The organism is Nocardia sp. NPDC004860 (assembly GCF_040609015.1).
Classification (GTDB): domain Bacteria; phylum Actinomycetota; class Actinomycetes; order Mycobacteriales; family Mycobacteriaceae; genus Nocardia.
The window spans coordinates 458,238-484,802 of the sequence record NZ_JBEXJI010000003.1 but is presented as its reverse complement, the minus strand read 5'-3'; the positions used below and the strand labels follow the sequence as shown (position 1 = coordinate 484,802).

24 protein-coding genes are annotated in these 26,565 nt (G+C 70.2%); 15 read left to right on the top strand and 9 right to left on the bottom strand.

Annotated elements, in window-relative coordinates; all coding sequences use genetic code 11:
- The 3 genes from ABZV44_RS09870 to ABZV44_RS09860 all read left to right on the top strand — a co-directional run bounded on the left by ABZV44_RS09870 (position 1) and on the right by ABZV44_RS09860 (position 3,460).
- Positions 1–1,188 (top strand): tobH protein, encoded by a 1,188-nt coding sequence (locus ABZV44_RS09870; protein WP_354833919.1) that lies wholly within the window; start codon positions 1–3, stop codon positions 1,186–1,188.
- Entirely contained in the window at positions 1,188–2,447 is a 1,260-nt protein-coding gene (gene manA, locus ABZV44_RS09865) for a mannose-6-phosphate isomerase, class I (protein WP_354833917.1), read from the top strand. Before ABZV44_RS09870 ends, manA begins: the two co-directional genes overlap by 1 nt.
- 77 nt (positions 2,448–2,524) lie before the next feature.
- Positions 2,525–3,460 carry a cation diffusion facilitator family transporter gene (locus ABZV44_RS09860; RefSeq protein WP_354833915.1) on the top strand — a complete coding sequence of 312 codons (936 nt, stop codon included), beginning with the start codon at positions 2,525–2,527 and terminating at the stop codon, positions 3,458–3,460.
- Positions 3,461–3,572: 112 nt separating this feature from the next.
- Here the strand turns inward: ABZV44_RS09860 and ABZV44_RS09855 are convergent, their stop codons facing one another.
- From ABZV44_RS09855 to ABZV44_RS09845, 3 genes are read right to left on the bottom strand one after another with little or no spacing between them, the layout of a single operon-like run.
- Complete coding sequence (locus ABZV44_RS09855) at positions 3,573–3,974, bottom strand: DUF3052 domain-containing protein (RefSeq protein ID WP_354833914.1); 402 nt, start codon at positions 3,972–3,974, stop codon at positions 3,573–3,575.
- Positions 3,975–3,991: 17 nt separating this feature from the next.
- A complete protein-coding gene (locus ABZV44_RS09850; RefSeq protein WP_354833913.1) occupies positions 3,992–5,473 on the bottom strand; it encodes an NAD(P)/FAD-dependent oxidoreductase in 1,482 nt (493 codons plus the stop codon).
- 47 nt (positions 5,474–5,520) lie between these two features.
- A complete protein-coding gene (locus ABZV44_RS09845) occupies positions 5,521–6,099 on the bottom strand; it encodes a TetR/AcrR family transcriptional regulator (RefSeq protein WP_354833911.1) in 579 nt (192 codons plus the stop codon).
- Between the two features lie 90 nt (positions 6,100–6,189).
- Here ABZV44_RS09845 and ABZV44_RS09840 point away from each other — a divergent pair, with 90 nt between their 5' ends.
- On the top strand, positions 6,190–6,612 hold the full coding sequence (locus ABZV44_RS09840; protein WP_354833909.1) for a DUF4267 domain-containing protein: 423 nt from the start codon (positions 6,190–6,192) through the stop codon (positions 6,610–6,612).
- Positions 6,613–6,687: 75 nt separating this feature from the next.
- Positions 6,688–6,906: a DUF4287 domain-containing protein gene (locus ABZV44_RS09835; RefSeq protein ID WP_354833907.1), complete on the top strand. Its 219-nt coding sequence runs from the start codon at positions 6,688–6,690 to the stop codon at positions 6,904–6,906.
- Between the two features lie 6 nt (positions 6,907–6,912).
- On the opposite strand, the gene ABZV44_RS09830 is transcribed toward ABZV44_RS09835, so the two are convergent.
- Positions 6,913–8,115 (bottom strand): MFS transporter, encoded by a 1,203-nt coding sequence (locus ABZV44_RS09830; protein WP_354833906.1) that lies wholly within the window; start codon positions 8,113–8,115, stop codon positions 6,913–6,915.
- A 58-nt stretch (positions 8,116–8,173) separates the two neighbouring features.
- On the opposite strand from ABZV44_RS09830, the gene ABZV44_RS09825 reads away from it, so the two are divergent.
- Positions 8,174–9,154, top strand: coding sequence for a winged helix-turn-helix domain-containing protein (locus tag ABZV44_RS09825; protein ID WP_354833904.1), 981 nt, complete (start codon positions 8,174–8,176; stop codon positions 9,152–9,154).
- Between the two features lie 137 nt (positions 9,155–9,291).
- Here the strand turns inward: ABZV44_RS09825 and ABZV44_RS09820 are convergent, their stop codons facing one another.
- From ABZV44_RS09820 to rfbD, 3 genes are read right to left on the bottom strand one after another with little or no spacing between them, the layout of a single operon-like run.
- Positions 9,292–10,383: an NDP-sugar synthase gene (locus tag ABZV44_RS09820; protein WP_354833902.1), complete on the bottom strand. Its 1,092-nt coding sequence runs from the start codon at positions 10,381–10,383 to the stop codon at positions 9,292–9,294.
- Positions 10,384–10,427: 44 nt separating this feature from the next.
- Positions 10,428–11,348 (bottom strand): glycosyltransferase family 2 protein, encoded by a 921-nt coding sequence (locus tag ABZV44_RS09815; protein ID WP_354833900.1) that lies wholly within the window; start codon positions 11,346–11,348, stop codon positions 10,428–10,430.
- Entirely contained in the window at positions 11,345–12,253 is a 909-nt protein-coding gene (gene rfbD / locus ABZV44_RS09810) for a dTDP-4-dehydrorhamnose reductase (RefSeq protein ID WP_354833898.1), read from the bottom strand. Before rfbD ends, ABZV44_RS09815 begins: the two co-directional genes overlap by 4 nt.
- A 242-nt stretch (positions 12,254–12,495) precedes the next feature.
- On the opposite strand from rfbD, the gene ABZV44_RS09805 reads away from it, so the two are divergent.
- The 3 genes from ABZV44_RS09805 to ABZV44_RS09795 all read left to right on the top strand — a co-directional run bounded on the left by ABZV44_RS09805 (position 12,496) and on the right by ABZV44_RS09795 (position 16,042).
- Positions 12,496–13,917, top strand: a complete 1,422-nt coding sequence (locus ABZV44_RS09805; protein WP_354834120.1) for an LCP family protein — start codon at positions 12,496–12,498, stop codon at positions 13,915–13,917.
- Entirely contained in the window at positions 13,905–14,621 is a 717-nt protein-coding gene (locus tag ABZV44_RS09800; protein ID WP_354833896.1) for a TIGR03089 family protein, read from the top strand. Before ABZV44_RS09805 ends, ABZV44_RS09800 begins: the two co-directional genes overlap by 13 nt.
- A 125-nt stretch (positions 14,622–14,746) precedes the next feature.
- Positions 14,747–16,042 (top strand): cytochrome P450, encoded by a 1,296-nt coding sequence (locus tag ABZV44_RS09795; protein ID WP_354834117.1) that lies wholly within the window; start codon positions 14,747–14,749, stop codon positions 16,040–16,042.
- Between the two features lie 32 nt (positions 16,043–16,074).
- Here the strand turns inward: ABZV44_RS09795 and ABZV44_RS09790 are convergent, their stop codons facing one another.
- A complete protein-coding gene (locus ABZV44_RS09790; RefSeq protein WP_354834114.1) occupies positions 16,075–17,610 on the bottom strand; it encodes a carboxylesterase/lipase family protein in 1,536 nt (511 codons plus the stop codon).
- Between the two features lie 135 nt (positions 17,611–17,745).
- Here ABZV44_RS09790 and ABZV44_RS09785 point away from each other — a divergent pair, with 135 nt between their 5' ends.
- The 3 genes from ABZV44_RS09785 (at position 17,746) to ABZV44_RS09775 (ending at position 19,788) form a co-directional block, all read left to right on the top strand.
- The gene (locus tag ABZV44_RS09785; protein WP_354833894.1) at positions 17,746–17,967 is read left to right on the top strand and encodes a zinc ribbon domain-containing protein; all 222 of its coding nucleotides are present in this window, start codon (positions 17,746–17,748) and stop codon (positions 17,965–17,967) included.
- 117 nt (positions 17,968–18,084) lie between these two features.
- Entirely contained in the window at positions 18,085–18,468 is a 384-nt protein-coding gene (locus tag ABZV44_RS09780) for a hypothetical protein (RefSeq protein WP_354833893.1), read from the top strand.
- 105 nt (positions 18,469–18,573) lie between these two features.
- The gene (locus ABZV44_RS09775) at positions 18,574–19,788 is read left to right on the top strand and encodes an FAD-dependent monooxygenase (protein ID WP_354833891.1); all 1,215 of its coding nucleotides are present in this window, start codon (positions 18,574–18,576) and stop codon (positions 19,786–19,788) included.
- Here the strand turns inward: ABZV44_RS09775 and ABZV44_RS09770 are convergent.
- Complete coding sequence (locus ABZV44_RS09770; protein WP_354833890.1) at positions 19,785–20,075, bottom strand: SelT/SelW/SelH family protein; 291 nt, start codon at positions 20,073–20,075, stop codon at positions 19,785–19,787. The two genes, ABZV44_RS09775 and ABZV44_RS09770, sit on opposite strands and share 4 nt — an antisense overlap.
- Before the next feature lie 137 nt (positions 20,076–20,212).
- On the opposite strand from ABZV44_RS09770, the gene ABZV44_RS09765 reads away from it, so the two are divergent.
- The 3 genes from ABZV44_RS09765 to ABZV44_RS09755 are packed head-to-tail and all read left to right on the top strand — an operon-like array spanning position 20,213 to position 26,537.
- The gene (locus ABZV44_RS09765) at positions 20,213–23,101 is read left to right on the top strand and encodes an SWIM zinc finger family protein (RefSeq protein WP_354833888.1); all 2,889 of its coding nucleotides are present in this window, start codon (positions 20,213–20,215) and stop codon (positions 23,099–23,101) included.
- Between the two features lie 2 nt (positions 23,102–23,103).
- Positions 23,104–24,198, top strand: coding sequence for an AAA family ATPase (locus tag ABZV44_RS09760; RefSeq protein WP_354834111.1), 1,095 nt, complete (start codon positions 23,104–23,106; stop codon positions 24,196–24,198).
- Entirely contained in the window at positions 24,195–26,537 is a 2,343-nt protein-coding gene (locus ABZV44_RS09755; RefSeq protein WP_354833886.1) for a DUF5682 family protein, read from the top strand. Before ABZV44_RS09760 ends, ABZV44_RS09755 begins: the two co-directional genes overlap by 4 nt.
- Positions 26,538–26,565 lie beyond the last annotated feature (28 nt).

Sequence of the window (26,565 nt, the reverse complement as noted above, 5' to 3'; positions counted from 1 at the left end):
ATGATCGCTGGGACACCGGTAATCGACCTCGATGACGTCGCCTCGCTGGAGGCGGCGGACGCCGGGGGTGTACTCCGCTCCGCCGCGTCGGGGGGAGCCCAGGTAAGGGCAACCGCCGCGGCACTTTCCGAAGATGCGCTGACCCGGCTGACCGATCTGCGGCCCCGCAGTCTGGTCCTGGTGTCGGGCAGCGGGCGCGCCGCACGCGCGGCGGCGCTGTTGATCGCAGCCCTCGGTGACCGCACGAGTATGCCTCTGGTACCGGCGACTTCGATCCCGCCGTGGGTCGGGCCGCTGGACGTGGTGCTGGTGGCGGGCGACGACGCGGGTGATCCGCGGCTGTCCGAAGCGGTGGACCGAGCACTTCGACGGGGTGCCGAAGTGGTCGTGGCCGCGCCGGACGAGGGACCCATCCGGGCGGCCGCCGCCGGGCGCGCCACCATTCTCGCGCCGCGGGTGCGGGTCCTCGACCACAACCGCATGCTGCGCTATCTGGCCGCGGGCCTGGCCGTGCTGACCACCATCGACCCGCACCGCATCGGGCCGCTGGTGCCCGAATTGAACGCTCTCGCAGACCTGCTCGACGAGGAGGCGCTGCGCGACGGACCGCAGCACGAGGCCTTCCACAATCCCGCCAAGACCCTGGCCACCCGCATGCAGCAGCGCAAGCGCCTGGTGCTGGCCGGTGATTCCGGCGCCGCCACCGTGCTCGCCGAGCACGGCGCCGAGGTGCTGCTGGTCACGGCCGGGCAGACCGCTGCCGCGGTCACGCTCTCGGAAGCCGTTGCGGCGCACGGCCGGTTGGTCGACACCGCCGGGGTGGCCGCCCCCGGATTCGATCCGCTGTTCCACGACGAGCAGCTGGACGGACCGGCGCCGGTGGAGCAGGTGCGGGTGTTCGTGGTGAGCGCCGATCCGGACGAGGTGACGGTGCGCCGGCGACTGGCCGTGTTCGGTTCCGCCGCCGGGCTGGTCGACACCGACCTGATCACCGTGGACACCGAGGTGGCCGCCGCAGCCGCCGTTGCCGCCGAGGCGGCGGGGCAGTCCGCACCCGCCGTCCAGGGTGGTGAGCTGGAAAAGCTTGCGGTACTCGCACTTCGGCTGGAGATGGCGGCCGCCTATCTCCGACTACTCGGTTCCCGCCCGGCCACCGGACCGGGACGCTACGACGGGGGCAACTACTAGTGCACGAACTCGTTGGTGCGCTGCGTTCCTACGCTTGGGGTTCGCGCACCGCGCTCGCTCAGCTGTGCGGACGACCGGTCCCCTCCGCGCACCCGGAGGCCGAACTCTGGTTCGGCGCGCATCCCGCCGATCCGGCGCGGGTGCAGATCAACGGGCACAGCGAATCTCTGCTGGAGCTGGTCAGCGCCGACCCGCAGCGCGAACTCGGGCCGGTGTCGGGCGAATTCGGCGGAAAGCTGCCGTTCCTGCTGAAGGTCCTGGCCGCCGAGGAGCCGCTCTCGCTGCAGGCGCACCCCAGCGTCGAACAGGCCCGGGCCGGGTTCGCGCGGGAGAACCACAACGGGGTCGCCATCGACTCCCCCATGCGCAACTACCGCGACGAGAACCACAAGCCCGAACTCGTGGTGGCGCTGCACCGTTTCGAGGCGCTGGCCGGATTCCGCGATCCGCGCCAGACCGTGCGGCTGCTCAATGCCCTGGACGTGCCCGAACTGAGCCAGTACGCCGAACTGCTTGCCGCCCAGCCCGACTCGGCGGGGCTGCGCACGCTGTTCACCACCTGGATCGCGCTGCCGCAGGGCAGTCTGAGCATGCTGCTGCCCAAGGTCCTCGACGGCTGCGTGCGGTATCTGTCGGAGGCCCGAAGCGGCGGCGCCGGCAAGGAATTCGTGGCCGAGGTGCGCACGGCGCTCGAGCTCGCCGAGGCGTATCCCGGCGACGCCGGGGTGCTGGCGGCGCTGCTGCTCAACCGCATCACCCTGGAGCCGGGCGAGGGCCTGTTCCTGGACGCCGGGAACCTGCACGCGTACCTGCGCGGGGTCGGCGTGGAGATCATGGCCAACTCCGACAATGTGCTGCGCGGCGGGCTCACGCCCAAGCACGTGGATGTGCCGGAGCTGCTGCGGGTGCTGGACTTCGAGCCGCTGGACCTGCCGGTCGTGACGGCGGAGCGGGTGTCGGACAGCGTGTTCCGCTATCACACGCCCGCGCCCGAATTCGCGCTCAGCCGTTTCGAACTGCCCGCGGGGGCCGAGCCGGTGCCGGTGCTGCGGTCGGGGCCGGGGATCGCGCTGGTCACGCACGGGCGGGTGAAGCTGTCCCAGGGCAATCACGAGCTGATCGTGGAACGCGGGCGCGCGGCGTGGATCTCGGCTGCCGACGGCGGGATTCGCGCGCAGGCGATCGCGGTGGACGAGGATGGCGACGGGGACGCGGACGGCTCGGCGCAGCTGTTCTGCGCGGCCGTCGGCGAGGAGTGACGCCCGGGCTCTAGTAGGCTCTCCCGGTCACAGGCGTTTAGGACAAAACGGACATAGATTCGGGAAGGGGCGGTTCATTGTCTGCGGGCGGCGGTAAGAAGGCCATCCTGGCGGCGCTGAGCGCGAACGCCGGTATCGCGGCGGCCAAATTCGTGGGCGCGGCGATCACCGGATCGGCGTCCATGCTGGCCGAGGCCGTGCACTCGGTGGCCGACACCTCCAACCAGGGGCTGCTGCTGCTCGGCCAGCGCCGCGCGGAACAGGAGGCCGACCAGCTGCACCCGTTCGGCTACGGGCGCAACCGGTACTTCTATTCGTTCGTGGTCGCGCTGGTCATCTTCGCGCTCGGCTCGCTGTACGCGATCTGGGAGGGCATCCACAAGATCCAGCATCCCGAGGAACTGTCCAATCCGATCGTCGCGATCGTCATCCTCGGCCTCGCCATCTGCCTGGAGGGCTTCAGCTTCATCACGGCCATGCGGGAATCCAAGCCGCTCAAGGGCAATTCGAGCTGGTGGCGGTTCATCCGCAACTCGCGCAATCCGGAGCTGCCGGTGGTGCTGCTGGAGGACTCGGGCGCGCTGATCGGCCTGATCTTCGCCTTCGCGGCCATCAGCCTGACCATGATCACCGGCGATCCGGTGTGGGACGGCGTGGGCACCCTGGCCATCGGGCTGCTGCTCGGCGCCATCGCCGTCATCCTCATCATCGAGATGCAGAGCCTGCTCATCGGCGAGGGCGCGACGCCCGAGGAGGACGCCGCGATCCGCACCGCGCTGGTCGACGACCGGCACATCGACCGGGTCATCCACCTGCGCACCCAGTACCTGGGTCCGGAGGAAATGCTGGTGGCCGCAAAGGTTTCCATCGTGCCCGGCCTGACGATCGCCGATATCGCGACCGCGATCGACGACGCCGAGGCGCGGGTGCGCGCCGAGGTCCCGGCCGCCCGGGTCATCTACCTGGAGCCGGATCTATACCGGACACACTCCCCCGCCTCCCCGAGCCTTTAGCGGACGGCTCAGGTGCCGTTGACAGTTGGGAACCCGAGCCGGAGGATGGCAGCCCAACCGATTTCGGAGGTACCCGACGAGTTACCCCAACCGGCACGAAATCAGTTGTCACTTACCGGTCGGCGAGGCGGATGACGAACCGCAATCCCGACCAGGTGTCGTCGATGGCGGCGACCTTGTTGTCGACCAGCCCCTGAGCCAAACCGTATTCCCGAGCGGCGTTCTCACCGAGATCGGTGGGCACGCCGCTCGCCTTCTTGGGCCAGGCCAGCCACAGGCCGCCGTCGACCGCCAGCCGCTGCCGCCAGCCGGGGAACCGGCGCGTCAGGGTGGCGCGGTCCGGACAGAACCCGAGGATCACGTCGTAGGGCCCGGCGGCCGCACGGCGATGCACCTCGACCCCGCCGGGCAGCTCACCCAGCTCGAAACCCGCCGGCGCACCGGCCAGCAGCACCCGGCTCTCGGCCTTGATGCCGAGCTTGCGTGGCAGGGGTGTGCCCGAATATCCGGCCATGCCCCGGAGCGTAGCAATCAGATGCGCCAGTGGTCGGTGAGTAGTTCGAGGGGGTCGGTGCGGACGTCGAATTCGGTGCGCAGGGCGTGGCGGGCGGCGAAGTAGCCGTTCATGCCGTGCACGCCCGGGCCGGGCGGGGTGGCCGACGAACACAGGTAGACCCCGGGTAGCGGGGTCGAGTACGGATTCCAGCGGGGCGCGGGGCGGAAGACGGTCTGGCGCAAGGTCATCGCGCCCGCCGAGATGTCGCCGCCGATGTAGTTCGGGTTGTGGGCGGGCATGGTGGCGGCCGTGCGGACATGGGTGGCGAGAACGAGGTCGCGGAAGCCGGGGGCGAAGCGTTCGACCTGGGCGGTGACGGCCTCGGTGAGATCCTCGGCGGAACCGTGGGGGACGTGGGCGTAGGTGTAGAGGGTGTGCTTGCCCTCCGGGGCCCGGGTCGGATCGACGACGCCGGGCTGGATGGCCAGCACGTAGGGGCGATCGGCGTGCCGCCCTGCGGCCACGGCCTTTTCGGCGGCGACGGCCTCGGCGCGGGTGCCGACCAGGTGCAGGGTGCCGGCGCGATCACAGCCGGTGGCCTGCCACGGGACGGGTCCGGCGAGCGCGAAGTCCACCTTGCAGGCCGCGCCGCCGTAGCGGAACCTGTTGAGCGCGAAGTTGTATCGGGCGGGCAGGGTCGCGATGCGCTGGAGTTCGGCGGGCGCGACATCCAGCAACACGGCCCGGACCTCGTCGAATTCGTCGAGGGAATCCACGCGGTGGCCGGTGAAGATGCGGCCGCTATGGGTTTTCAGATCATCGGCGAGCGCGTCCACGATGGCCTGGCTGCCGCCGCGCGGGACCGGCCAGCCACTCACATGGGCGAGGGTGCCGAGCAGCATCGCGACGCCCGCGCCCGGCACACCGCGCGGGGGCCGGATGGCATGCGCGGCCACGCCGGTCAGCAGGGCGGGTGCGATGTCCTCGCGAAAACGCATGTTCCACAACGGCGTCGACTGTTCGAGCAGCCGCCTGACGAAGCGCAGTTCGATGCCCGGATCCAGGTGCAGCAGGCCGGCCGGGTCGATCGGCGGATGCCGCAGGTCCGACATGGCCAGCCCGACCAGGTCTTCCCACTTGCGCACCAGCGGGCCGAACAGCCGCCGCCAGGAACCACCGTCGCGCCCCAGGCCGTCGGCCGTGCGGTCGAGATCGAGCCAGGCCAGACCGGCATGCCCGCCGTCGAGCGGATGCGCGTAGGAAACCTGCGGGGTGAGCAGTTCGACACCCTGCGTCTTCAGATCGAAAGCCCGGAAGACCGGGGACGCCACCGCCATGGGATGCGCGCCCGCGCACAGGTCGTGGTGGAAGCCCGGCAGGGTCACCTCGCCGGTGCGGCAGCCCCCGCCGATGTGGTCGGAGGCCTCGTACACCTCCACCTCGAGCCCGGCCCGGGCCAGGATCACCGCCGCCACCAGCCCGTTGGGCCCGGATCCGACCACCACCGCGTCAGCCATGGATTCAGCGTAGGCCGGGCACGGCCGGTAGTGGCGCAACCATGGGGTCAGTCACCGCGAACCCATTGCGCGACCAGGATTTCCAGCCGCTGGTCCCGGAAGCCGGGCCGCAGGCGGCCACTGCGATCCAGGGTGGCCAGCCCGTGCAGGCTGCTCCAGCCGACCTCGGTGAAGGTCTCGGGGTCGTGGGGCGGGGCGAAGGGGGCGAAGGTCTCCAGCAGCTCGCCGAAGGCGTCCTTCAACGCCTGCGGCGCCTCGGGACCGAATTTCAGGTCGGTGTGCAGCAGGAACATGGCGTCGTAGAGGGCGGCGCTGTCGCGGGCGAAGTCGAGGAAGCCCTGGGCGACCGCGCGCAACGCCTCTTCCGGGGTGGCGGCGGAGGCGCGCAGTTGCTTGACGACCGCGGCGAATTCGGTACAGCCCGCCTCGGCGACGGCCGACACGATGGCGTCCTTCCCCGCGAAATGGCTGTACAGCACGGGCTGGCTGTATTCGATGCGCTCGGCGAGCTTGCGCACGGTGACCGCGTCCCAGCCGTCGGTCTCGGCGATCTCACGTGCGGTGTCGACGATGCGCTGCCGGCGCTCGGCGCGCTCACGTTCCTTACGGGTCTGGATGACGCTCATAGGAAAACTCTAGCATCGCTAGACAAACTACCGACGAATGATTTAGCGTTGCTTCATCAGTTAGCATCGCTAGAACTTGGAGCACCGGACATGATCACCTCGCGCCTCACCTCCCGCATCGCCACCACCCTCGCCGTCGCCGGAGCAGGGTTCATCGCCTACATCGGGTTCCGCTATCTGACCGATCCGCAGGCCATGGCGCCCACCTTCGGCATGCGGGTCTCCCCCACCGGCGAAGCCGCCGACTTCCTGAACGTGAAGGGCGTCCGCGACGCGGCCTGCGCGCTGCTCATCGTGGCCCTGCTCGCCGCCCGCCAGCGGTACGCACTCGGCATCGTCATGCTGGTCATGGCCACCATCCCCACCGGCGACATGCTCACCATCCTGCGCCACGACGGCTCGACGGCCACGGCCTTCGGCGTCCACGGCGTGACCGCCGCCCTGGTCGCCGCCACCGGCCTGCTCCTGGTCAACGAGCGCACCGCCACCGAAGGCCGCGCCATCACAGCATGACCCGCGTCACACCGCGATGAATTCGCCCGCGCCGCACCGTCGATCCCTTCGACACCACAGCGCAAGGAGATGATCATGGCGACCACCAAACCCCACGGCCCGGCCTCGTACTTCCCCTCCATCGAGGCCAAATACGGCCGCCCCGTGGACGAATGGTTCGCCGCACTGACCACCTCGGGCCGCACCGGCCACAAGGACCTGGTCAGCTGGCTGAAGACCGAACACGAGCTGGGTCACGGCCACGCCACCGCCCTGGTCCAGTTCCACCTCAACCCCGGCAAGTGGGAGCGCTGACCCGCCCTACCCGGGAAGGTCACGCACCTCGGCCACCAGCAGCGGCCCGAGCGACACCGCGGCGAAGGCGAATCCCCCCACCAGCGTCACCGGCGACGCACCGAACCGGGCGGCCAGCGGCCCCACCATCAGCTGCCCGACCGGGATCGCCGCATAGGACAGCAGATCGCCGTAGGCGGTGACCCGCGAGAGCATGTCACGCGGAACATGCTGCTGCAGTGAGACTTCCGAAGCGATATCGAGGGCGGTGAACCCCACCCCCGCCAGGAGGGCACACCCCAGCAGCATCGGCAGACCGGCCCCGAAACCCAGTGCCAGCAGCCCGAATCCGCCGAATACCCCGAGCAACTGCCCGGCGCGCAACAGATATCGGAACGTGAGCCGATACATGAGCGCACTCATGGCGAGCAGTCCGAGCGCCCGTACGCCGAGCACCAGTCCCCAGGCCGCGTCCCCGGCCCGCTGCTGGGTCAGCGCCGGGCCGAGTATCTGCCAGACACCGGCATACAGCAGGTTGATCAGGCAGAACGACACCGTGATCACCCACACCCAGCGGATGCCCCGGAAGGTCCGCCACCCGGCCCGCAGCTCCCGCCACAGCCCGGCACCCGGCGGGGTGGTGGCCGGGGCGAGCCGCAGCCGGGTCAGCAGCGTGGTGGCGACGAGGAAGCTCGCCGCGTCGACCGCGATCGCCCAGCCCCCGCCGACCGTGGCCACCAGCACCCCCGCCACCGTCGGCCCGAGGATCTTGGTGGCATTGCGGGTCCCCGCCAACAGCGAATTCGCCCGTTGCAGAGCACCATCCGCCACCAGTTCTGGCACGATCCCGCGCAACGCGGGCGCGGCGAACGCACTGGCGGCCCCATTGAGCAACTCCAATCCCGCGATCACCGGCAGGCTGTAGTGCCCGCCGATCAGCACCGCCGCCACCCCGGCCTGCGTCACTCCCGCACACAGATTGGCCCCCACCAACACCGCCCGCCTGGACCACCGATCGGCGACCACCCCGCCGACCAACAGCAACCCGATCTGCGGAATCACCTGCGCCGCAAGCACAATCCCCAGATCCCCTGCCCGCCCCGACACCCCCAGCACCGCGAGCGCCAACGCCACCGGCGTCATCGCACTCCCCGCCAGCGAGATCGCACGGATCAGCAGGAACCGCCGGAACGGCGGCGACAGACGGGGCTGAACGGAAAGCGAGACCACGCTCCGATATTCATCAGGCGGGGGCTCGCTAGGCTAACGCTTCGGAGAAAGGCGAAACATGACCTTGCTCAGATTGAATGCGGTCGCGCTGACCCGGTGCCGCTTCGCCCTGTCACCCCTGGCCGAAACGCTCGGCACGCTCATCGCCCTGCACCGGCCGAACACCGATCCGGCCTACTCGGACCGGCATGCCCGCCTCCGGCCCACTCTTTCGGAATGGCTGGATCGCGATCCGGTGGCCGCCGGGCTGGTGCCGCTGGTCGCCGCCACCAAATGGTTCCCGTCCTTCGTCGCCATCCCGCCCACCGGTGGGATGAACACCCGCCTGGCCGACGAATTGGCCTCGGTCGCAGCCTATTCCGATGATCTGGTGCGGGCCGAGATCCGCGATTCACTGACGGCGTGCTGGGCAGAACCGGACACCGGCTGGCTGACGCTGGACAATCTGGGACCGCGCATCGCCGCCGTTTTCGAGCACGCGTGGACCGCACTGGTCGCCCCGGACTGGGCGCGCCGGCGCGCGATCCTGGACCGCGACATCACCTTTCGCGCCGGACTGGTCGCCGACCACGGCTGGCACGAGGCCATCGCCTCACTGCGCGCCAAACCCATCTGGTCCGCCGCCGAAACCGCCATCCGCTTCAGCAACCAGGACTATCCCGACCTCGACATCACCGGAGAAGGCCTGATCTTCGTCCCCCGCACTACTCCGGGCGGCTGGTGGACCTGCGACAACCCACCCGCCTACGCCCTGGTCTACCAGGCCCGCGGCACCGCCGCCCCCATGCCTGCCCCCGATTCCGACCCGCTCGCCACCCTGCTCGGCCCAGGCCGCGCCCGCGTCACCCGCGAACTGACGGCCCCCGCCACCAGCACCCAGCTGGCCGCCCTGCTCGACATCTCCCTCGGCACTGTCGGCGCCCACCTCGCCGTACTGCGCGACGCGGGCATCATCGCCGGCGCCCGCACGGGCCGAAACGTCGTCTACCACCTCACGCCGCGCGGCGAATCCCTGCTGGCCGCACTCGCTTCGGAGTGATTGCCGTCCGCGATCGGACGTTGTCGTCGCCCGCGATGGACAGTGTGTGGCGACCGCTACGTGGCGAATGTCGAACTGCCGGAACGTGATCGGCCGTCCACCTCGGGAGGTGAACGGCCGGTCGAGGGTTCGCGGGGTCAGACGTCGGTGGAGAAGCGGATGCCGCCGTCGGGGATGTCGACGCCGGGCCAGATGCGGGCGCCGCGGAGGAGTTCGCAGCGGGCGCCGACGTTGGCGCCGTCGCCGATGACGGCGTCGCGGACCAGGGCGCGCGGGCCGATGCGGGCGCCGAAGCCGATGATCGAACGCTCCACGGTGGCACCGGCTTCCACGCGCGCGCCGTCGAAGAGGATCGCGCCGTCGAGGCGGGCGCCCGCGCCGACCTCGGCGCCGCGGCCGACGACGGTGCCGCCGATGAGGAGGGCGCCGGGGGCGATACCCGCGCCAGGGTGGACCAGGGATTCGCCGCGCTGGCCCGGCAGGGCCGGGGACGGGGCGATGCCGCGGACCAGGTCGGCCGAGCCGCGGACGAAGTCCTCGGGGGTGCCCATGTCACGCCAGTAGGAGATGTCCACGTGACCCTGGATGTGCGCGCCCTCGGCGAGCAGGGACGGGAAGGTCTCCCGCTCGACCGAGACCGGACGGCCGGCGGGGATCTTCTCGATGTACTCGCGGCGGAAGACGTAGCAGCCCGCGTTGATCTGATCGGTCGGCGGATCCTGGGTCTTCTCCAGGAACGCGGTGACCCGGCCGTTCTCGTCGGTGGGGACGCAGCCGAAGGCGCGGGGGTCGCTCACCCGCACCAGGTGCAAGGTGACATCCGCGCCGGAGGTGTGGTGGGTCTCGAGAACGCTGCCGAGGTCGGTGCCGCCGAGCACGTCGCCGTTGAACACCAGGACGGTGTCGGCGCGCAGCTTGGGCAGCACATTGCGGATGCCGCCGCCGGTGCCCAGCGGTTCGGTCTCGGTGACGTATTCGAGCTCGAGGCCGAGGTCGGAGCCGTCACCGAAGTGCTCCTCGAACACCTCCGCCTTGTAGGAGGTGCCGAGCACCACGTGGGTGATGCCGGCATCGGCGATGCGGGCCAGCAGATGCTGCAGGAACGGCAGTCCGGCCGTGGGCAGCATCGGCTTGGGGGCGGACAAGGTCAGCGGACGCAGGCGGGTGCCCTGGCCTCCGACCAGGATCACCGCGTCCGTCGACCCGGCGGTACTACCGCTGTTCGCCATCTTCTCCCCTGTTGTCAGGTTGTCAGGAATGCGCGCCCGCGATGTTAAACACTCTCGTTTCGATCACGTTCGCGCAGTGCGGATCGAACCGCAAGCCGGCATCGGATCGCAAGTCCAGCCTTCAGCGCGATGCGCAGCGGAGCCTGCCACCAGTGCGGATGCCGGTCGGCCTGGAAACGATAGGCGCTGGCGTGGTGCGCGGGCAGCATGGTCTCCGGATGACGACCCGCGGCATGCCCCTTGGCGTGCGTGACCTCCGCGGACGGCACGAAGACATTGTGCCAGCCGGCCTTGCCCATCCGATCACCGAAGTCGACGTCCTCCATGTACATGAAGTAGCGGGAGTCGAAACCGTCGATGGAGTCGAAGGCGGCCCGGCGCACCAGCAGGCACGAGCCCGACAGCCAGCCGACCGAACGCTCGGAGATCTCCTCGTTGTCCTGGCGATAGCGCAGGGTCCACGGGTTCTTGGGCCAGATGCTGCCCAGGATGGCGTGGCCGGCGCCGTCGGCGATGCCGGGCACCGAGCGCGCGGACGGGTAGGTGCTGCCGTCCGGCTCGAGCACCATCGGGCCCAGGGCCCCGGCGCGCGGCCAGCGGCGGGCCGCGGCCAGCAGCTCGTCGATGGAGTCGGTGCCCCAGCGTACGTCCGGGTTGGCGATGACGATGAATTCGATGTCCGGGTCGATCTCGGCGACCGCGCGGTTGATGGCGCCGCCGTAGCCGATATTGCCGCCGGTGCGCAGCAGGCGCACGTGGGCGTTGGCCTCGGCGGCCATTTCCGGGGTGCCGTCCACCGAGCCGTTGTCGGCCAGGATGACGTGCGGCTTCTCACCGGTGGCGGTGGCCAGCGTGCTGATGAAGTGTTCCAGGTGCTCGCCGGGCGAGTAGGTCACCGTGACGACGGCCAGCTGCGGTTTTTTCTCCGCGGCGGGGGGTTGTCCGACAGAATCCGAGGGGCTCACGGGGGCCCAGGATAGTCGGAGATGGCGGTCAGTGCGTCGTTCAGTGCCTGCTTCCAGTGACGCAGCGGCGCCAGGCCCGCGGCGGCCCACGAATTGCCCGAAAGGACCGAATATGCCGGGCGCGGAGCGGGTCTCGGGAAATCCTCGGTGCCGCAGGGCAGTACACGTTCCGGGTCCGCGCCGAGGCCGGCGAAGACGGCCCGGGCGAGCTCGAACCAACTGGCCTGTCCGGCATTGGTGGCGTGCAGGATTCGGGGTGTAGTGGGATTGCCGGGCCGGCTCGCCAGTTCCAGCAGGCCGGCCGCGAGATCACGCGCGTAGGTGGGCGACCCGATCTGGTCGCGCACCACGGTGATGGTGTCGCGCTCACTTTCCAGCCGTCGCATGGTGGCCACGAAGTCGGCACCCGCGCCGGTGTAGACCCACGCGGTGCGCACGATGTCCGCCTCGGGCGCGAACTCCAGAACCGCTTGCTCCCCAGCCAGTTTCGACCGTCCGTAGACGGTGGCCGGCCCGGTGGGATCGTCCGGTTCGTACGGGTGCGTGCCGGTGCCGGGGAAGACGTAGTCGGTGGAGACGTGGATCAGCCGCGCGCCGTTCTCGGCGCACACCCGGGCCAGCACGCCCGGCCCGGTGGCATTCACCGCGAAGGCGGCGTCCACGTCGGTCTCGGCCCGGTCGACGGCGGTGTAGGCGGCGCAGTTGATCAGCACGTCACCGGGACTCACCAGCTTGCGCGCGGCATCGGCGTCGGTGATGTCGAGATCGGTGTGGGCCACGCCACGCGCGCCGGGTGCGAGCCTCATCACTGCGCGCCCGAGCTGACCGCGCGCCCCCGTCACCAGCAGTCGCGCGAAATCCGGGCGCGGTCGGCCGGTGGTCGGGCTCACGTCATGGGCGGTCACGGCTGTCAGTCTGGCACGGACCCCGCACGACTCACGGAGCCGGCGATACGGCAACATCGCCGCTACCGCCACTAGCCTGACTGACGGGGGCTTCCCATCGACGCGACCTCGCTCATCGGGGTCCGCTCGGCCGAAGACGCGAAAGGGAGATCGGGTTGCCGGACCGCACCTGGGCATCCGCGCCGTTATCGCCGCGCTCCGGTACGGGATCGCGCGAGCTATGGGGCGGCGGTCCGGGCCGCGTGCTGGCCGCCGTGCTCTCGGCGCTGGTGCTGACGGTGACCGGATTGGGCTGGCACAGCGTGGATCAGCTGGTGGCGAGCATCGAGCGGATCGGCAATCTGGGGCTCGGCGGCGACAAGGCCGACGGCGCGACCGACATCCTGATGGTCGGCATCGACTCCCGCACCGACGCCCACGGAAACTCGCTCACCGCCGCTGAATTGGCCATGCTGCACGCCGGCGACGACGGCGAGGGCGGGCTCAACACCGACACCATCGTGCTCATCCGGGTGCCCAACGACGGCAGCTCCGCGACCGCCATCTCCATCCCCCGCGACTCCTACGTCGACATCCCCGGGGTGGGCATGGGAAAGATCAACTCCGCCTACGGCATCACCAAGGCGACCACGGAGCAGAAGCTGATCGACAAGGGCACCGATCCGGCCGAGGCCGATCGGCAGTCGACGGAGGCCGGGCGGCAGGCGCTGGTCAAGACGGTGGCCAACCTCACCGGCATCACCGTCGACCACTACGCCGAGGTCGGGCTGCTGGGGTTCGTGCTGCTCACCGATGCCGTCGGCGGCGTCGAGGTGTGCCTGAACAATCCGGTGGACGAACCGCTTTCGGGCGCGGACTTCCCCGCCGGGGAGCAGAAGCTCGATGGCGCACACGCTTTGAGCTTCGTGCGCCAGCGCCACCAGCTGCCACGTGGCGACGTGGACCGGATCGTGCGCCAGCAGGTGTACATGGCGCAGCTCGTGCACCAGGTGCTCAGCGCCAAGACGCTCACCAGTCCCAGCCGGCTCGAGGATCTCAGCGATGCCGTCGGCCGCACCGTCGTGCTCGACGACGGCTGGGATGTGCTCGGCTTCCTGCACGAGCTGCAGGACCTGTCCGGCGGCCAGGTGAAGTTCGAGACCATCCCGGTCAAGGACCTCAACGGCTGGACCGAGAACGGCGAATCCGTGGTCCGGGTGGATCCGGCGGCGGTGCGCAAGTACGTGGCCAGGGCTGTCGGCGACGACGCCCCGAACGAGGGCGGGGTGGACCCGTTCACGGTGACCGTTGACGTCTACAACGCCTCGGGCACCGCCGGCCTGGCCGCGCAGGCGGCGCAGGCATTGGCGGCCAAGGGTTTCCGCACCGGGACGGTGGACAACTGGATCGGCGGCCCGATCCAGAGCAGCCGGGTACTCGCGGCCTCGGGCGGCGACGCCAAGGCGCGGGCGGTGGCGCAGGCGCTGGGCGGGCTGCCGGTGATGGCGGAGTCGGGATTGCCCGAGGGGGCGGTTCGCGTGGTGCTGGCGACTGACTACGCTGGTCCGGGTTCGGCGACCGGCAGCGCCTCCTTCGACTTCTCCGGAAGCAGTACGACCGCGACGCCGGTGCCGCCCGCCCCACCCATCGACGCCGGTACGAACGGACCGAAATGCGTGAACTGAACGAGACCCTCACCGAAGCGGTACTCGACCCCATCCTGGCCCGCGACCCCGCGGGCCCGCGCATCACCTACTACGACGACGCCACCGGCGCGCGGATCGAGCTGTCCGCGCTGACGCTGGCCAACTGGGCGGCCAAGACCGCCAATATGATTCGCGACGAATTCGGGCTGTCCTCCGGCGCCCGGGTCGCGGTGCTGCTCCCGGCGCACTGGCAGACCGCGGCCGTGCTGCTGGGCTGCTGGTGGGCGGGTGTGGAGGTGGTGCTGCACGCCGATCCCGACGCCGAGCTGGCGCTGGTCACCGCCGACCGCATCGACGAGGCCGACGGGATCGCGGAGGTCGCCGCCCTCTCCCTGGATCCGATGGGCATGCCGGTGCGCGATCTGCCGATCGGCGTCACCGACTACGCCACCGCGGTGCGCGTGCACGGCGACCAGTTCCATCCGCGCGGCATCGGCTGCGCGCTCGACGGCACCTCGGTCTCCGCCGTCCTCGACGAGGCCCGCAAATCCGCTGCCCGCCAGGGCTTCACCGCCGAGGACCGGGTGCTGTCGACCGCGTCCTGGGACACCCCGGCCGAACTCGTCGACGGGTTCGTGGCGGTGCTGGCCGCGGGCGCCTCGCTGGTCCAGGTCGCCAATCCCGACCCGGCCGCGCAGGAACGCCGCCTGACGTCGGAGCGGGTGACCGCCCAGCGCCGCTGAGCACGCCTTTCCGAGAAAAGGCCCTCCTACCGCAGTAGGAGGGCCTTTTCCCTCCTCGGGATGTTTCTCGTCCGCGGCGGTTTCCGTACGGTGGAATCATCCGACGACGAGGGAGTCCCGCGATGATGAGTCCGCGATATTGGACCCGGTGGCTGGTCGAGCACGGCGCCCCGCGGTGGGCACTGCGACTGCAGGCGCGGCAGGACAACCCGTTCGCGAAACTGATCACCACCTCGGACGCGCTGCACGACCCGTATCCGCAGATCGAGGAGATTCGCCGCCGCGGCCGCCTGGTGCACAACCCGTACACCTGGGCCAGCGCCGACTACGAGCTGACCCGGGCCATCCTGCGTGACAATCGCTTCGGCGCATTCGGGCCCGATGGCGTGGATATGCCGGCGTGGCTGCGCGATCGGCTGAAGCGGGCGCAGACCCCGCCCAATCCGGTCGAACCGCCGTCGATGCTGATGATCGATCCGCCGGATCACACCCGCATCCGCAAGTCGGTGTCGGCGGCCTTCACCCCGCGCGCCGTCGGCCGGCTGCGCGACCGGGTGGAGTCGGTGACCGCCGAGCTGCTGGACGCGCTGCCGCCGAACGGCTCCGCCGACCTCATCGCGGATTTCGCCCAGCAGGTACCGATCGCCATCATCACCGAGATGCTGGGCTTCCCGCAGGCCTCCCGCGACGAGTTCCTCAGCTGGGGTGACGCGGCCAGCCCGCTACTGGACATCGGCATCTCCTGGCGGTCGTGGCGCGATGCCTACACGGCCATGGGTGTCATGGACAGCTATCTGAACGAACACCTGGCCGAGCTGCGACGCGCGCCCGGCGAGGACATCCTCTCCAGCCTGGTGACGGCCGGGGAACTGAATGAGCGCGAGCTCAAGGCGACGGCGAGCCTGCTGATGGGCGCGGGGTTCGAGACCACCGTCAACCTGATCGGCAACGGCATCGTCCAATTGCTCTCGCATCCCGAGCAATTGGCCATGCTGCGCGCGGACCCGGACCTGTGGCCGCAGGCCGTGGACGAGATCCTGCGCTTCGACCCGCCGGTCACCATGACCGCGCGAATCGCCCTGTGCGACGCCGAGGTCGGTGATTTCCGGCTCGCGGCGGGCACGGTGCTCGTGATGTCGCTGGCGGGCGCGAACCGGGATCCGGAGAAGTTCGAGGACCCCAACCGCTTCGACATCACCCGCGCCGATGCCCGCGAACACCTGACGTTCTCCAGCGGCATCCACACCTGTCTGGGCGCGAGCCTGGCCCGGATGGAGGGCGCGTACGCGCTACGCGCGCTGTTCGACAACTTCCCCGATCTCACCCTGGCGAGCACGCCCGAACGCCGCCGGCTCTACACCCTGCACGGCTACGCGCACATGCCCGCCCGGCTGGGCCGGCGCGCCACCGCCACCGTGTGATCGATTGTGCCCACCGTGTGATCCGTTGTGGCTCAGTAGAACCCGACCACGTCGTCGCCCCACACGGTATTGCGATCGCGGTCGGGGTCGTCGATGACCCGGTCCATATTGTCGATGACCAGGGTGGTGCGGGTCGCGGCGCTGTAGGGCGGCCAGTGCTTGGAGCCGTCGATGGCGGCGGGCACGCCGTATTCGGCGAAGGCCAGCCAGCGGCGCATCATGCGGCCCGAAACCTCCTGTGCCGCTTTGCGTCCGCCCAGCCAGAAGGTGGGGTCGTAGTCGAAGGAGCCGAAATTGCCGAAGACATAGGGCAATTCGGTGGCGTGGCCGGCGCCGACCCGGGCGGCCTTGAGCATCGGGGTGGCGTGGTCGAAGCGGTACATCCAGGTCGGCGAGTGCGCCGAATGCGCGTCGGCCACCCAGTGCGAGGGCATGCGGAAGGCGGCGTCGGTGGACATGGTGAGCGCGCCGCGCGGGGTGCTGGATTCATAGGCGGAGGCGATCTCGGCCAGCCGCTCCGGTGACAGGCCGGGGTGTTCGGCGGCCACCCCGCGCAGCATGGCGTTCACCGCGTCCGGGGTGACCGGCATGATGGGCGAGCGGAACAGCCGGAACAGCGAGGCCTCGTCCTTGTTGGTGCCGATGATCAGCGGCACCCGGTGCGAACGGCCCTGCTGGAAGCGCTCGCTCGGGTACGCGGGCAGCAGGTTGCCGTCCACCACGGGCGCGGCGGCCAGCCGGCCGGGTTCGCGCAGCGGCACCTCGTCTAGCAGGGCGCCGGCCGCGGTCACGATGCGTTCGATGGGCATGGTGAGCAGCTCGGCCGAATGGTCGGGGGTCAGCTCCAGCAGTTCCAGATAGCGCTTGGCCACCACGGCGGCGCGTTCGGGCCCGAAAACCGTGGTGGCGGGCGGGGATTGGGCGATGGCGCGATGGAACAGGCCCGCCGACAGCGGTGAGGTGAGCAGCGCGGTGACACAGCCCGCGCCGGAGGATTCGCCGAAGATGGTGACATTGCCCGGATCGCCGCCGAAGGCCGCGGCATTGTCGCGCACCCACTGCAGGGCGGCGATCTGGTCGTGCAGGCCCAGATTCGGGACGAATTCCTCGCCGAGCGAGGACAGGTCGAGGAAACCCAGTGCGCCGAGCCGGTAGTTGACCGCGACCACGATCACGTCACCGGTCTCGGCCAGCCGCCGCCCGTCGTAGATGGCCTGGGCGGCGGTGCCCAAGCAGAAGGCCCCGCCGTGCAGCCACACCAGGACCGGGCGGAGTTCGTCCGCGTCGGCGACCGGGGCCCAGAGATTGAGCCAGAGACAGTTCTCGCCCATGCGCAGGTTGGCGTCGACGGGCACGAAGCCCGGGGTCTGCGGTGCGACGTCACCGACACGCACGCATTCGCGGACGCCGGTCCAGGATTGCGGGGGCTGGGGCAATCGGAAGCGATTGGGCCCGGCCGTGCTGGCGCCGTAGGGAATGCCGCGCCACAGCGCCACCGCACCGTCCAGCACACCGGACACCTCGCCGTTCGCGGTCCGCGCAACCGGCGCGCCATCACGTTCCGACAGCCTGTCGAAGAATCGAGTGCTCACACCACACCTCCTCGTACTCCGTAAATCGAGGGTACTGGGTGGTCCCGGGTGCACCGCGGGATCGACGTCAGCGCGCCGCCGGTACGCCCGGGCGTCGTTTACGCTGGGCGGGTGCCGAGCTATGCGTATCGATGCCGCAGCTGCGGCGACACCTTCGAGCTGACCCGTCCCATGGCCGAGGCGTCCGCCCCTGCGACCTGCCCGGAGGGCCATGACGACACCGTCAAACTCCTGACCACCTTCGGGACCGTGACTCGCGGCGGCACCGCACCCGCACCCGCGCCGGCCCCGTCGAGCGGTGGCGGCTGCTGTGGGGGCGGCTGCTGTAGCTGAGCCGGCGGCTGGCGGGACGCGGCGGGCATTATATATGGGCCAATGCTATGTCTTCTGGAGTTCGGCGAAACCGCGTAGACTTCCAGCAGGTCGGGACAGCATTTCTGGAGCCCTATCATGACCGAGAGAAAGAGTTCACGCACAAGGTTCACCCGGCTGGCGGCTGCCGCCGGTATAGCCGCACTCGCCGCGATTCCGGTCGCCGCAGCCGCGGCAAAAGCGCCTACCGCGCAAGCAACCACGCCAACGTCTGTAACCCAGCAAGTCGACAGCCCTGGTTGGGGCGGCGGCCATGGCTGGGGCGGCGGCCACGGCTGGGGAAACGGCCCCGGCTGGGGTGGCGGCCACGGCTGGGGCGGCGGCCACGGCTGGGGCGGTGGCGGCTGGGGTTGGGGTGGCGGCGGCTGGGGTTGGGGTGGCGGTGGCTGGGGTTGGGGTGGCGGCAACGGCTGGGGATGGAATCCCGGCTGGTGGCTACCCGGTGGCTGGGGCAGCTTCTAGCGCTGGTGATCGAGCCCGGACACGCACAGCGTGCCGGGCTCGGTCGCATCGAGTACCACCCATGTGAAGCCAGGTTCGACCAACTCGGCTGGAGCCGGTGACGAGATGAAGATCGTGTGTGTCGGTGGCGGGCCGGCCGGGTTGTACTTCGCTATTTCGATGAAGCGCCGCGACCCGGCCCATGACATCACGGTGATCGACCGCGATCCTCCCGGGTCCACCTATGGCTGGGGCGTCGTGTATTGGGACGACCTGCTCGACATTCTGTATCGGAATGACCCCGACAGCGCCCAGGCGGTGCGTGCCGGGTCGGTCGTATGGCGTGAACAGGCAATCCATGTGTGCGACAACGAGACCGCGCATTTCGGGGGCTACGGGTTCAGCATGGGGCGCGCGGCCTTGCTCGACGTGCTTTCGCGACGGGCGAGGGACCTGGGCGTCGATGTCCAGCACGGGCGAAACGTGGATGATCTGTCCGGCTTCGACGATTTCGATCTCATCGTCGCCTCCGACGGCGCGAACAGCCGGATACGACAGCTGGGTGATCATCGTTTCGGCACGTCGGTCACACTCGGCGAGAATCGATATATCTGGCTCGGCACGGACAAGGTCTTCACCCGATTCACCTTCGCCTTCGAACACACCTCGGCCGGTTGGATCTGGTTTCACGCCTACCCGTCGATTGCGGGGAGAATCAGCACCTGCATCGTCGAATGCCAACCGCGGACTTGGCATGGACTGGGATTCGATTCCCTGGACAATCTGGAGAACGTGCGGGTTCTGGAGAACATATTCGGCCGCCCTCTCGACGGTCACTCGTTGATCAGCAAGACACGAGGCGAATTCGCAAGGTGGAGCCGATTTCCCGAGGTGACCAACAAGACCTGGTATCACGACAACGTGGTGCTGCTCGGCGATGCGGCGCACACGACGCACTTCACCATCGGCTCGGGCACCCGGTTGGCAATCGTCGACGCTGTCGTGCTCGCACAGAACCTGTACGAGCATGCCGAGGTCGCCGACGCACTGAAGAATTACGATGCGCAGCGGCGCGCTGCACTGCGCCCGATACAGGCCGCCGCCCGTACCAGCATGGTCTGGTTCGAACACGCCGACCGGTATCTCGATCGCGGCGCCGTGCAGTTCGCCTATGCGATGTCGGTCCGGCACGGGCGGCAAATGCCGTGGCGGTATCAGCTGCACTTGCTCACGCAGGTACCCAGTGTGCGCAAGATCAGGCGTGCCATCGACTCCGGACAGCGGTGGCGGCGGGCTGCCCGCCGTGGGGAGCTCGCGATGGCGCCCCGCTCGAGCCGCTAGCTCGCCGGTTCGGTGTCCTTCTTGTCCGCGTGGCCGAGCGAGCGGCCGGGCGCCACCCGGTCGCGGACACGCTGCTTGAGGATGGCGATATCGGGAAAACCGCCGTCGGCCTTGCGTTCCCAGATCTGGTCACCGTCGACGGTGATGCGGAAGACGCCGCCCTCGCCGGGAATGAGGGCAACCTCGGACAGGTCGGTGGCGAAGGTGGTGAGCAACTCCTGAGCCATCCAGCTCGCGCGGAGCAGCCAGCGGCACTGCGTGCAGTATTCGATCGCGACGCGGGGCATGTCCGCGACCTTACCGGGCCGGCCCCGCGCGGCCGTTGGAGCGGGCCCGCTCGTGGTTGTTGGAGCGGGCCCGATCATGGCCCGGATCTGTCGGTGCCCTCGGATACAACTTTGCTCAACCGAGGAAGGGGGGATGGATGACCACCGCTTGGACCGCCGATTACGTCGGATCGCTCGCACCGGACGCCGCAGCGCTGACCGCCGCGCGCACGTTGCGTGGCAAATGGAGCGGCACCGGCATTCACGACACCGCGCTGTGGGGACTGTGCCAGGGCAGCGGCAGCCGACCGTATCAGACCATCGTGGATTTGTCGGGGCCCGCGTACAAATGCACCTGCCCGAGTCGCAAGTTTCCGTGCAAACACGCACTGTCCCTTTTGTTGTCGTGGAGTGCGGGTGACGTGCCCGCCGCGGACACCGCGGCCGATTTCGCCGCCGACTGGCTGGCCGGCCGGGCCGCCCGCGCTGAGAAGCAGGCCGCGCCCGAGGCCAAGCCCGCCCGCGGCGCCGGGGCTGCCGCCGATCAGCGCCGCGTCCGGGTTACCGCGGGTCTGGCCGATCTGGACATCTGGCTCACCGACCAGGTGCGCACCGGCCTCGCGCAGTCGGATCGGTCGATCCGGGCCTTCGAGACGGTGGCGGCCCGCATGGTCGACGCGCAGGCTCCCGGCATCGCCGCGACCCTGCGCCAGTTGCCGCTCGCCACCACCCATTCCGAATGGCCTCGGCTGCTGCTGCGCGAATACGCCCGCCTGCACTTGCTGACCGCCGCGCACGCCCGTCTCGACGCCCTTTCCCCCGGCCTGCGCGCCAGCGTGCGCACCCACATCGGGTATCCCACGCCGGCCGACACGGTCCGCGCCGAACCGGCGGTTCGTGACCGCTGGCTGGTCCTGGGCATCCGGATCACCACCGAAGACGGCCTCTACACCCGCCGAGTCTGGTTGCGCGGCCGCGCATCCGGTCGCTGGGCCCTGCTCGTCGACCACCACTACGGCAGCCCCGCCTTCCCGAACGACACCCCGGCCCCCGGCTTCCAGGTGGACGCGAACCTCTACTTCTACCCGAGCGCCGCACCCCTGCGCGCCCTCTGGGGCGACCGCCACGAAGACATCCCCGAACCCTTCACCACCATCCCGCTGCACATGGCCGGTTCCCCGGACCGGAACGGCACCATTGCCGCCGCTCTCGCCGAGCAGGCGCGGGCGTTGGGGGCCGATCCGTTTCTGCGGTCGTGGCCGGTGCTGCTGGCCGAGGTCGTGCCCGTTCGTGGTGAAAAGGGCTGGTACATAGCGGAATCCGGTGGCGACGCACTGCCGGTGTCGACCGCCGAAGGTGAGCCGTGGCGACTGCTCGGGCTCTCCGGTGGGCATCCGGTCACGGTGATCGGCGAGTGGACGGTGGACGGGTTGGTGCCGGTTGCGGCACTCGCCGCCGGGACCATGGTGGATGTCGGTGTGGCACAGGGAAATCCGATGCCGATCCGAGGTGGCGTCGAGGATACCGCGAGTGCCGAGCTGGTTTCGGCGGCGCTCGTCGGCACGGCGCGACGTCAGGCCGACCTGTCGGGATTGGCGTCGCCGGTTGCCGCCGCGACGACCGCGTTGACCGGGGATCGGGCCGCGGTCCTGCTGGAATCGATTGCGCTGCAGGACTGTTTCGCACGCGGCGGTGTCTCGGCCACCTCGGCGGAGCGCAGCGCGGCCGCGGCCGATGACGAACGGCGGTTGCTGCCGGTCGCGGCGGGTGCGCGGCTGACCCACCTGCTGGCCGACAATTCGCCGTTCCTCGACGAGTGGTTCGCGCTGGCCGGGCCGCGAGACTTCCGCGCTCCGGACGGAATGGTCAGCGGCCTGCTGGATCGGGCCAAGGCGCTGGCGTCGCATCGGGAACCGCTGCTGCGGCTGGCGGGTGCGCGGGGTCGCTGGCTGGCCGCGCAGCATCCCGGCTGGAAGTCGCTGGTGCGGGCCGCCGCCGAGGACGAGAGCGTGTGGTCGCACGGCCGGGCCGCGGAGCGGCGCAGCTGGCTGTCGCAGCTGCGACAGCGGGATGCGGCGGCCGCTCGGGCGGCGCTGGCGGCGTCCTGGGGCACCGAGTCCGGGCCGGGCAAGGCCGAACTGCTGGCGGTGCTGGCGGACGGCCTCTCACTCGATGACGAGGCGCTGCTGGAGACCGCCCTCGACGACCGGCGCGCTGAGGTGCGCCGGCTGGCCGCGGATCTGCTGGGGCGGCTGCCGGATTCGGCCTTCGCGCGGCGGATGGCCGGCCGGGCCGCGGCCTGGCTGAGTTTCGGTTCCCGTCCGGTGCGGCCGCAGCTGGTCACCACCGGTCCGGGCGTCCTCGACGAGGCGGCCCGGCGCGACGGTGTCGGAGACTCCTTCGGCTACACCGCCTATCGCGCCGACGGCGCCCCCGATCTGTCCACCGAATGGCTGCACCGGGTGGTGGCCGCCACGCCGCTGCGGCACTGGGAGCGGCTGCTCGGCCCGGCCGCGGAGGCGGTGCGGGTGCCCATGGCCGAGGGCATGCGCGGCCCCATGATCGCGGGCTGGTCGGATGCCGCGCTGGCACAACGGAATCCGGAGTGGGCCCGGGCGCTGTTCGGGGCAGTCTCCGGCGCGGACGCCCGCGACGCCGACACCGACAAGCTGCGCGAGCTGTTCGCGCTCCAGCCGGAGGCCGATCAGGTGCGCTACCTGCGTGGCCTGGATTCCAGCTGGCTGGCCGAGATCGAATCCATGTTGCGCGCCATGCCGCATCCGTGGCCCGGCCCGATGGCCGAGCACGTGCTGCGGCTGCTCACCGAGCGCGCCCAGCTGTGTGCCGACCGGCCGGGTGCGCCCAGCCTGGTGCCAGGCTCCTATCGGACGCTGTTCCGCGCGGCGTCCGCTCACTTCCCGGTGGCGGTGGCGGGCATGGTGTCCGGTATCGCCCGCCGGTGCGCGGATCCGTACTGGGAGCAGGCCTTCGACCAGCTCGCCCATGACCTCATCGACCGCAAGACGATGCTCGAGGAGCTGCAGTGACCATGACTCAGGAACAGGACGCCCTGCTGCGCCCGCACGCCGAACAGGCCTTCGCGGACGAACTGAAGGCCCTGGCCGCCATCGACGATCGCCCGCGTCCGCCCTCCTGGAAGCTGTCGCCGTGGGCGGTGGTCACCTACCTGCTGGGCGGCACGCTGGCCGACGGCACCGTGATCACCCCCAAGTACGTGGGCCCGCGCCGGCTCATGGAGGTCGCGGTCGCCACCCTCGCCACCGATCGCGCCCTGCTGTTGATCGGCGTGCCCGGCACTGCGAAAACGTGGGTGTCGGAACACCTTTCGGCCGCCATCGCCGGGCATTCCACACTGCTGGTGCAGGGCACCTCCGGCACCGCCGAGGAGGCCATCCGCTACGGCTGGAACTACGCCCGGCTGCTGGCCGAGGGTCCGAGCGAGGCCGCACTGGTGCCCTCGCCCATCATGACCGCCATGCGCGCCGGCTCCATCGCTCGGCTCGAGGAGCTCACCCGCATCCCCTCGGATGTACAGGACGCGCTGATCACGGTGCTGTCGGAGAAGACGCTGCCGGTGCCGGAACTGGGCTTGGAGGTGCAGGCGGCCAAAGGCTTCAATGTGATCGCCACCGCCAATGACCGCGACCGCGGCGTCAACGAGCTCTCCTCCGCGCTGCGCCGCCGGTTCAATACCGTGGTGCTGCCGCTGCCGGCCGGCGAGGACAAGGAGGTCTCCATCGTCACCCGCCGCGTCGAACAGCTCGGCGCCGCACTGGAATTGCCCGCCGTCCCGGCGGCGGCCGAGGAGATCCGGCGCGTGGTGCGGGTCTTCCGCGAACTGCGCTCGGGCATGACCGAGGACGGGCGCACCAAACTCAAGTCGCCGACGGGCACGCTGTCGACGGCCGAGGCGATCTCGGTGATCACCAATGGCATGGCGCTGGCCGCGCACTTCGGCGACGGCGTGCTGCGGCCCGCCGACATCGCGGGCGCGGTGCTGGGCGCGGTGGTCAAGGATCCGGTCGCCGACCAGGTGGTGTGGACGGAATACCTGGAGGCCGTGGTGCGACAGCGCCCCGACTGGGCCGACTTCTACCGGGCCTGCCGCGAGGTCCACGAATGACCACTGCCGTCGCGGTGTCGACCGAGGCCGGAGTGTCGACCGAGACGCGGGTGTTCGGCATCCGCCACCACGGGCCGGGTTCGGCGCGCTCGCTCGCGTTGGCGCTGGCTCGGTTCCGGCCGGACGCCATTCTTATCGAGGGGCCTTCCGACGCCGATCCGCTCATCGGTTACCTTGCGGCCGAGGGGATGTCGCCGCCGGTGGCGCTGCTCGCCTATCAGCCCGACAGCCCGGCCAAGGCCGCGTTCTGGCCCTTCGCGACCTTCTCGCCCGAGTGGGTGGCACTGCGGTACGCGGTGGACAACGGTGTGGCCGTGGGCTTCTGCGATCTGCCCGCGAGTGTCGCGCTCGCGGTGGCGGACGAGCCCGGCGACCGGACCGATCCGCTGGCCATCCTGGCGGCCGCCGCCGGGTACGACGACGCCGAACGCTGGTGGGACGCCATCGTCGAATCCGCCTCGGATGCCGATATCTTCGCTGCCGTCAACGAGGCCATGGGCGCCTTGCGGGAGCACGCCGAGCATCTGGACGGTGCGACCGCCGGCCGGGAATCCAATTCCGTTGTCCCGTTCGAGGAGTCCGGGACAGCAGAGGAGGGCGAACCGTTCCCGGAGGATGGACCGGTCTCCATCGAATCGGTGCGGATCACGGTGGACGCGCACACGTTGCGGCGTGAGGCGCACATGCGGCAGATCATGCGAAAGGCCTTGAAGGACGGCGCACGGCGGCTCGCCGTGGTGTGCGGCGCGTGGCACGCACCGGCACTGGAGGGCAAGCTGGGACCGGCCGCGGCCGATGCCCGGATCCTCAAGGGCATACCGAAGAGCAAGGCCACGCTGACCTGGGTGCCGTGGACGCATTCGCGGCTGGCGAGCTCGTCCGGCTACGGCGCGGGCATCACCTCGCCGGGCTGGTACCACCACCTTTTCACCGAGACCGAGCAGCCCATCGCGCGGTGGCTGACCAAGGTGGCGGGCACGCTGCGGGCCCACGATCTGCCGGTGTCCAGCGCGCACATCATCGAATCCGTCCGGCTGGCCGACACTCTCGCGACCCTGCGGGGGCGGCCGCTGGCCGGACTGTCGGAGGTCACCGAGGCCACCCGGTCGGTGCTGTGCGACGGCGACGAGACGCTGTTGCGGCTGGTCAGCACCGAACTGGTGGTGGGCGAGGCGCTGGGGACAGTCCCGGACGGGACGCCGACGGTGCCGCTGGAGGCGGATCTGCGGGCCCAGATCAGGACGCTGCGGCTGAAGCAGCAGGCCCTGGAACGGACGGTGGATCTGGATCTGCGCACCGATGGCGGGCTGGCGAGATCGCGACTGCTGCACCGGCTCCGGCTGCTGGGCATCGGGTGGGGCAGGCTGACCGACAGCCAGGTGCGCAATACCGGCACCTTCCGGGAAACCTGGACGCTGCGATGGCGGCCGGAGCTGGCGATCTCGATCGTCGAGGCGTCGCGCTGGGGCACCACGCTGCGGTCGGCGGCCGAGGCGAAAATCCTCGATACGGCGCAGGATCCGGACGCGACGGTCGGGAAGGTGGCGTCCGCGCTGGAGGAGGCGCTGCTGGCCGATCTCGGCGGGGCCACCGACGGGCTCATCGTGCGGCTGGAATCGGTTGCGGCACTGGATCACGACGTCACCCATCTGATGTCCGCGCTGCCCGGATTGCTGCGGATCGTGCGCTACGGCGATGTGCGCGGCACGGACAGCGCGGCGCTGACCCGGGTGGCGGACAGTCTGCTGGTTCGCAGTTGCGCGGGTCTGCCGGGCGCGGTGACCGGGCTGGATGCCGACGCGTCCGCCGCGCTGCGGGCTCAGATCGATGCGGTCCATCTGGCGCTGTCGGCGCGTGACGACGAATGGGCCACCGGGACTTGGCTGTCCACGCTGGAGACGCTCGCCGATCGTGGTGACGTCAACGGCGGGATCGTCGGGCGCGCGGTCCGCCTGCTCTGCGATGCCGAGCGCATCGACGGCGCGGAATCCGCACGCCGACTATCCGCGGCACTGTCGGTCGGGCGCACCGCTCCCGACAAAGCTGCCTGGATCGACGGCTTCCTGGGCGGGCGCGGACTGCTCCTGGTCCACGACCGAAACCTGTTGTCGCTCATCGACGATTGGCTGTGCGGACTCGACGAGGCGCAATTCGTCGCCACCCTGCCGCTGCTGCGCCGGACCTTCGGAGCGTTCGAATCCGGCGAGCGGCAGGCCATCGGCCAGGCCGTACGGCACGGCGCGCCAACGGCTTCGGGCGCCCGCCGCACCGACTACGACACCGGCCGCGGCGAGCTCGCCATGCGCGGGGCGGCCGAGATCCTCGGAGTGGCGGGATGACTGCACATCGAAACCGGGGCGTTGCCGA

Excerpts from the sequence above, each read along its gene's own strand:
- ABZV44_RS09795 (WP_354834117.1), top strand. The coding sequence starts at position 14,747 with ATGAGTCCGCGATATTGGACCCGGTGGCTGGTCGAGCACGGCGCCCCG.
- ABZV44_RS09800 (WP_354833896.1), top strand. The coding sequence starts at position 13,905 with ATGCGTGAACTGAACGAGACCCTCACCGAAGCGGTACTCGACCCCATC.
- ABZV44_RS09770 (WP_354833890.1), bottom strand. The coding sequence starts at position 20,075 with ATGCCCCGCGTCGCGATCGAATACTGCACGCAGTGCCGCTGGCTGCTC.
- ABZV44_RS09780 (WP_354833893.1), top strand. The coding sequence starts at position 18,085 with ATGACCGAGAGAAAGAGTTCACGCACAAGGTTCACCCGGCTGGCGGCT.
- ABZV44_RS09855 (WP_354833914.1), bottom strand. The coding sequence starts at position 3,974 with ATGGCCGGATATTCGGGCACACCCCTGCCACGCAAGCTCGGCATCAAG.
- ABZV44_RS09765 (WP_354833888.1), top strand. The coding sequence starts at position 20,213 with ATGACCACCGCTTGGACCGCCGATTACGTCGGATCGCTCGCACCGGAC.
- ABZV44_RS09825 (WP_354833904.1), top strand. The coding sequence starts at position 8,174 with ATGACCTTGCTCAGATTGAATGCGGTCGCGCTGACCCGGTGCCGCTTC.
- ABZV44_RS09835 (WP_354833907.1), top strand. The coding sequence starts at position 6,688 with ATGGCGACCACCAAACCCCACGGCCCGGCCTCGTACTTCCCCTCCATC.
- ABZV44_RS09840 (WP_354833909.1), top strand. The coding sequence starts at position 6,190 with ATGATCACCTCGCGCCTCACCTCCCGCATCGCCACCACCCTCGCCGTC.
- ABZV44_RS09845 (WP_354833911.1), bottom strand. The coding sequence starts at position 6,099 with ATGAGCGTCATCCAGACCCGTAAGGAACGTGAGCGCGCCGAGCGCCGG.
- ABZV44_RS09760 (WP_354834111.1), top strand. The coding sequence starts at position 23,104 with ATGACTCAGGAACAGGACGCCCTGCTGCGCCCGCACGCCGAACAGGCC.
- ABZV44_RS09775 (WP_354833891.1), top strand. The coding sequence starts at position 18,574 with ATGAAGATCGTGTGTGTCGGTGGCGGGCCGGCCGGGTTGTACTTCGCT.
- ABZV44_RS09870 (WP_354833919.1), top strand. The coding sequence starts at position 1 with ATGATCGCTGGGACACCGGTAATCGACCTCGATGACGTCGCCTCGCTG.
- ABZV44_RS09850 (WP_354833913.1), bottom strand. The coding sequence starts at position 5,473 with ATGGCTGACGCGGTGGTGGTCGGATCCGGGCCCAACGGGCTGGTGGCG.
- ABZV44_RS09755 (WP_354833886.1), top strand. The coding sequence starts at position 24,195 with ATGACCACTGCCGTCGCGGTGTCGACCGAGGCCGGAGTGTCGACCGAG.
- ABZV44_RS09820 (WP_354833902.1), bottom strand. The coding sequence starts at position 10,383 with ATGGCGAACAGCGGTAGTACCGCCGGGTCGACGGACGCGGTGATCCTG.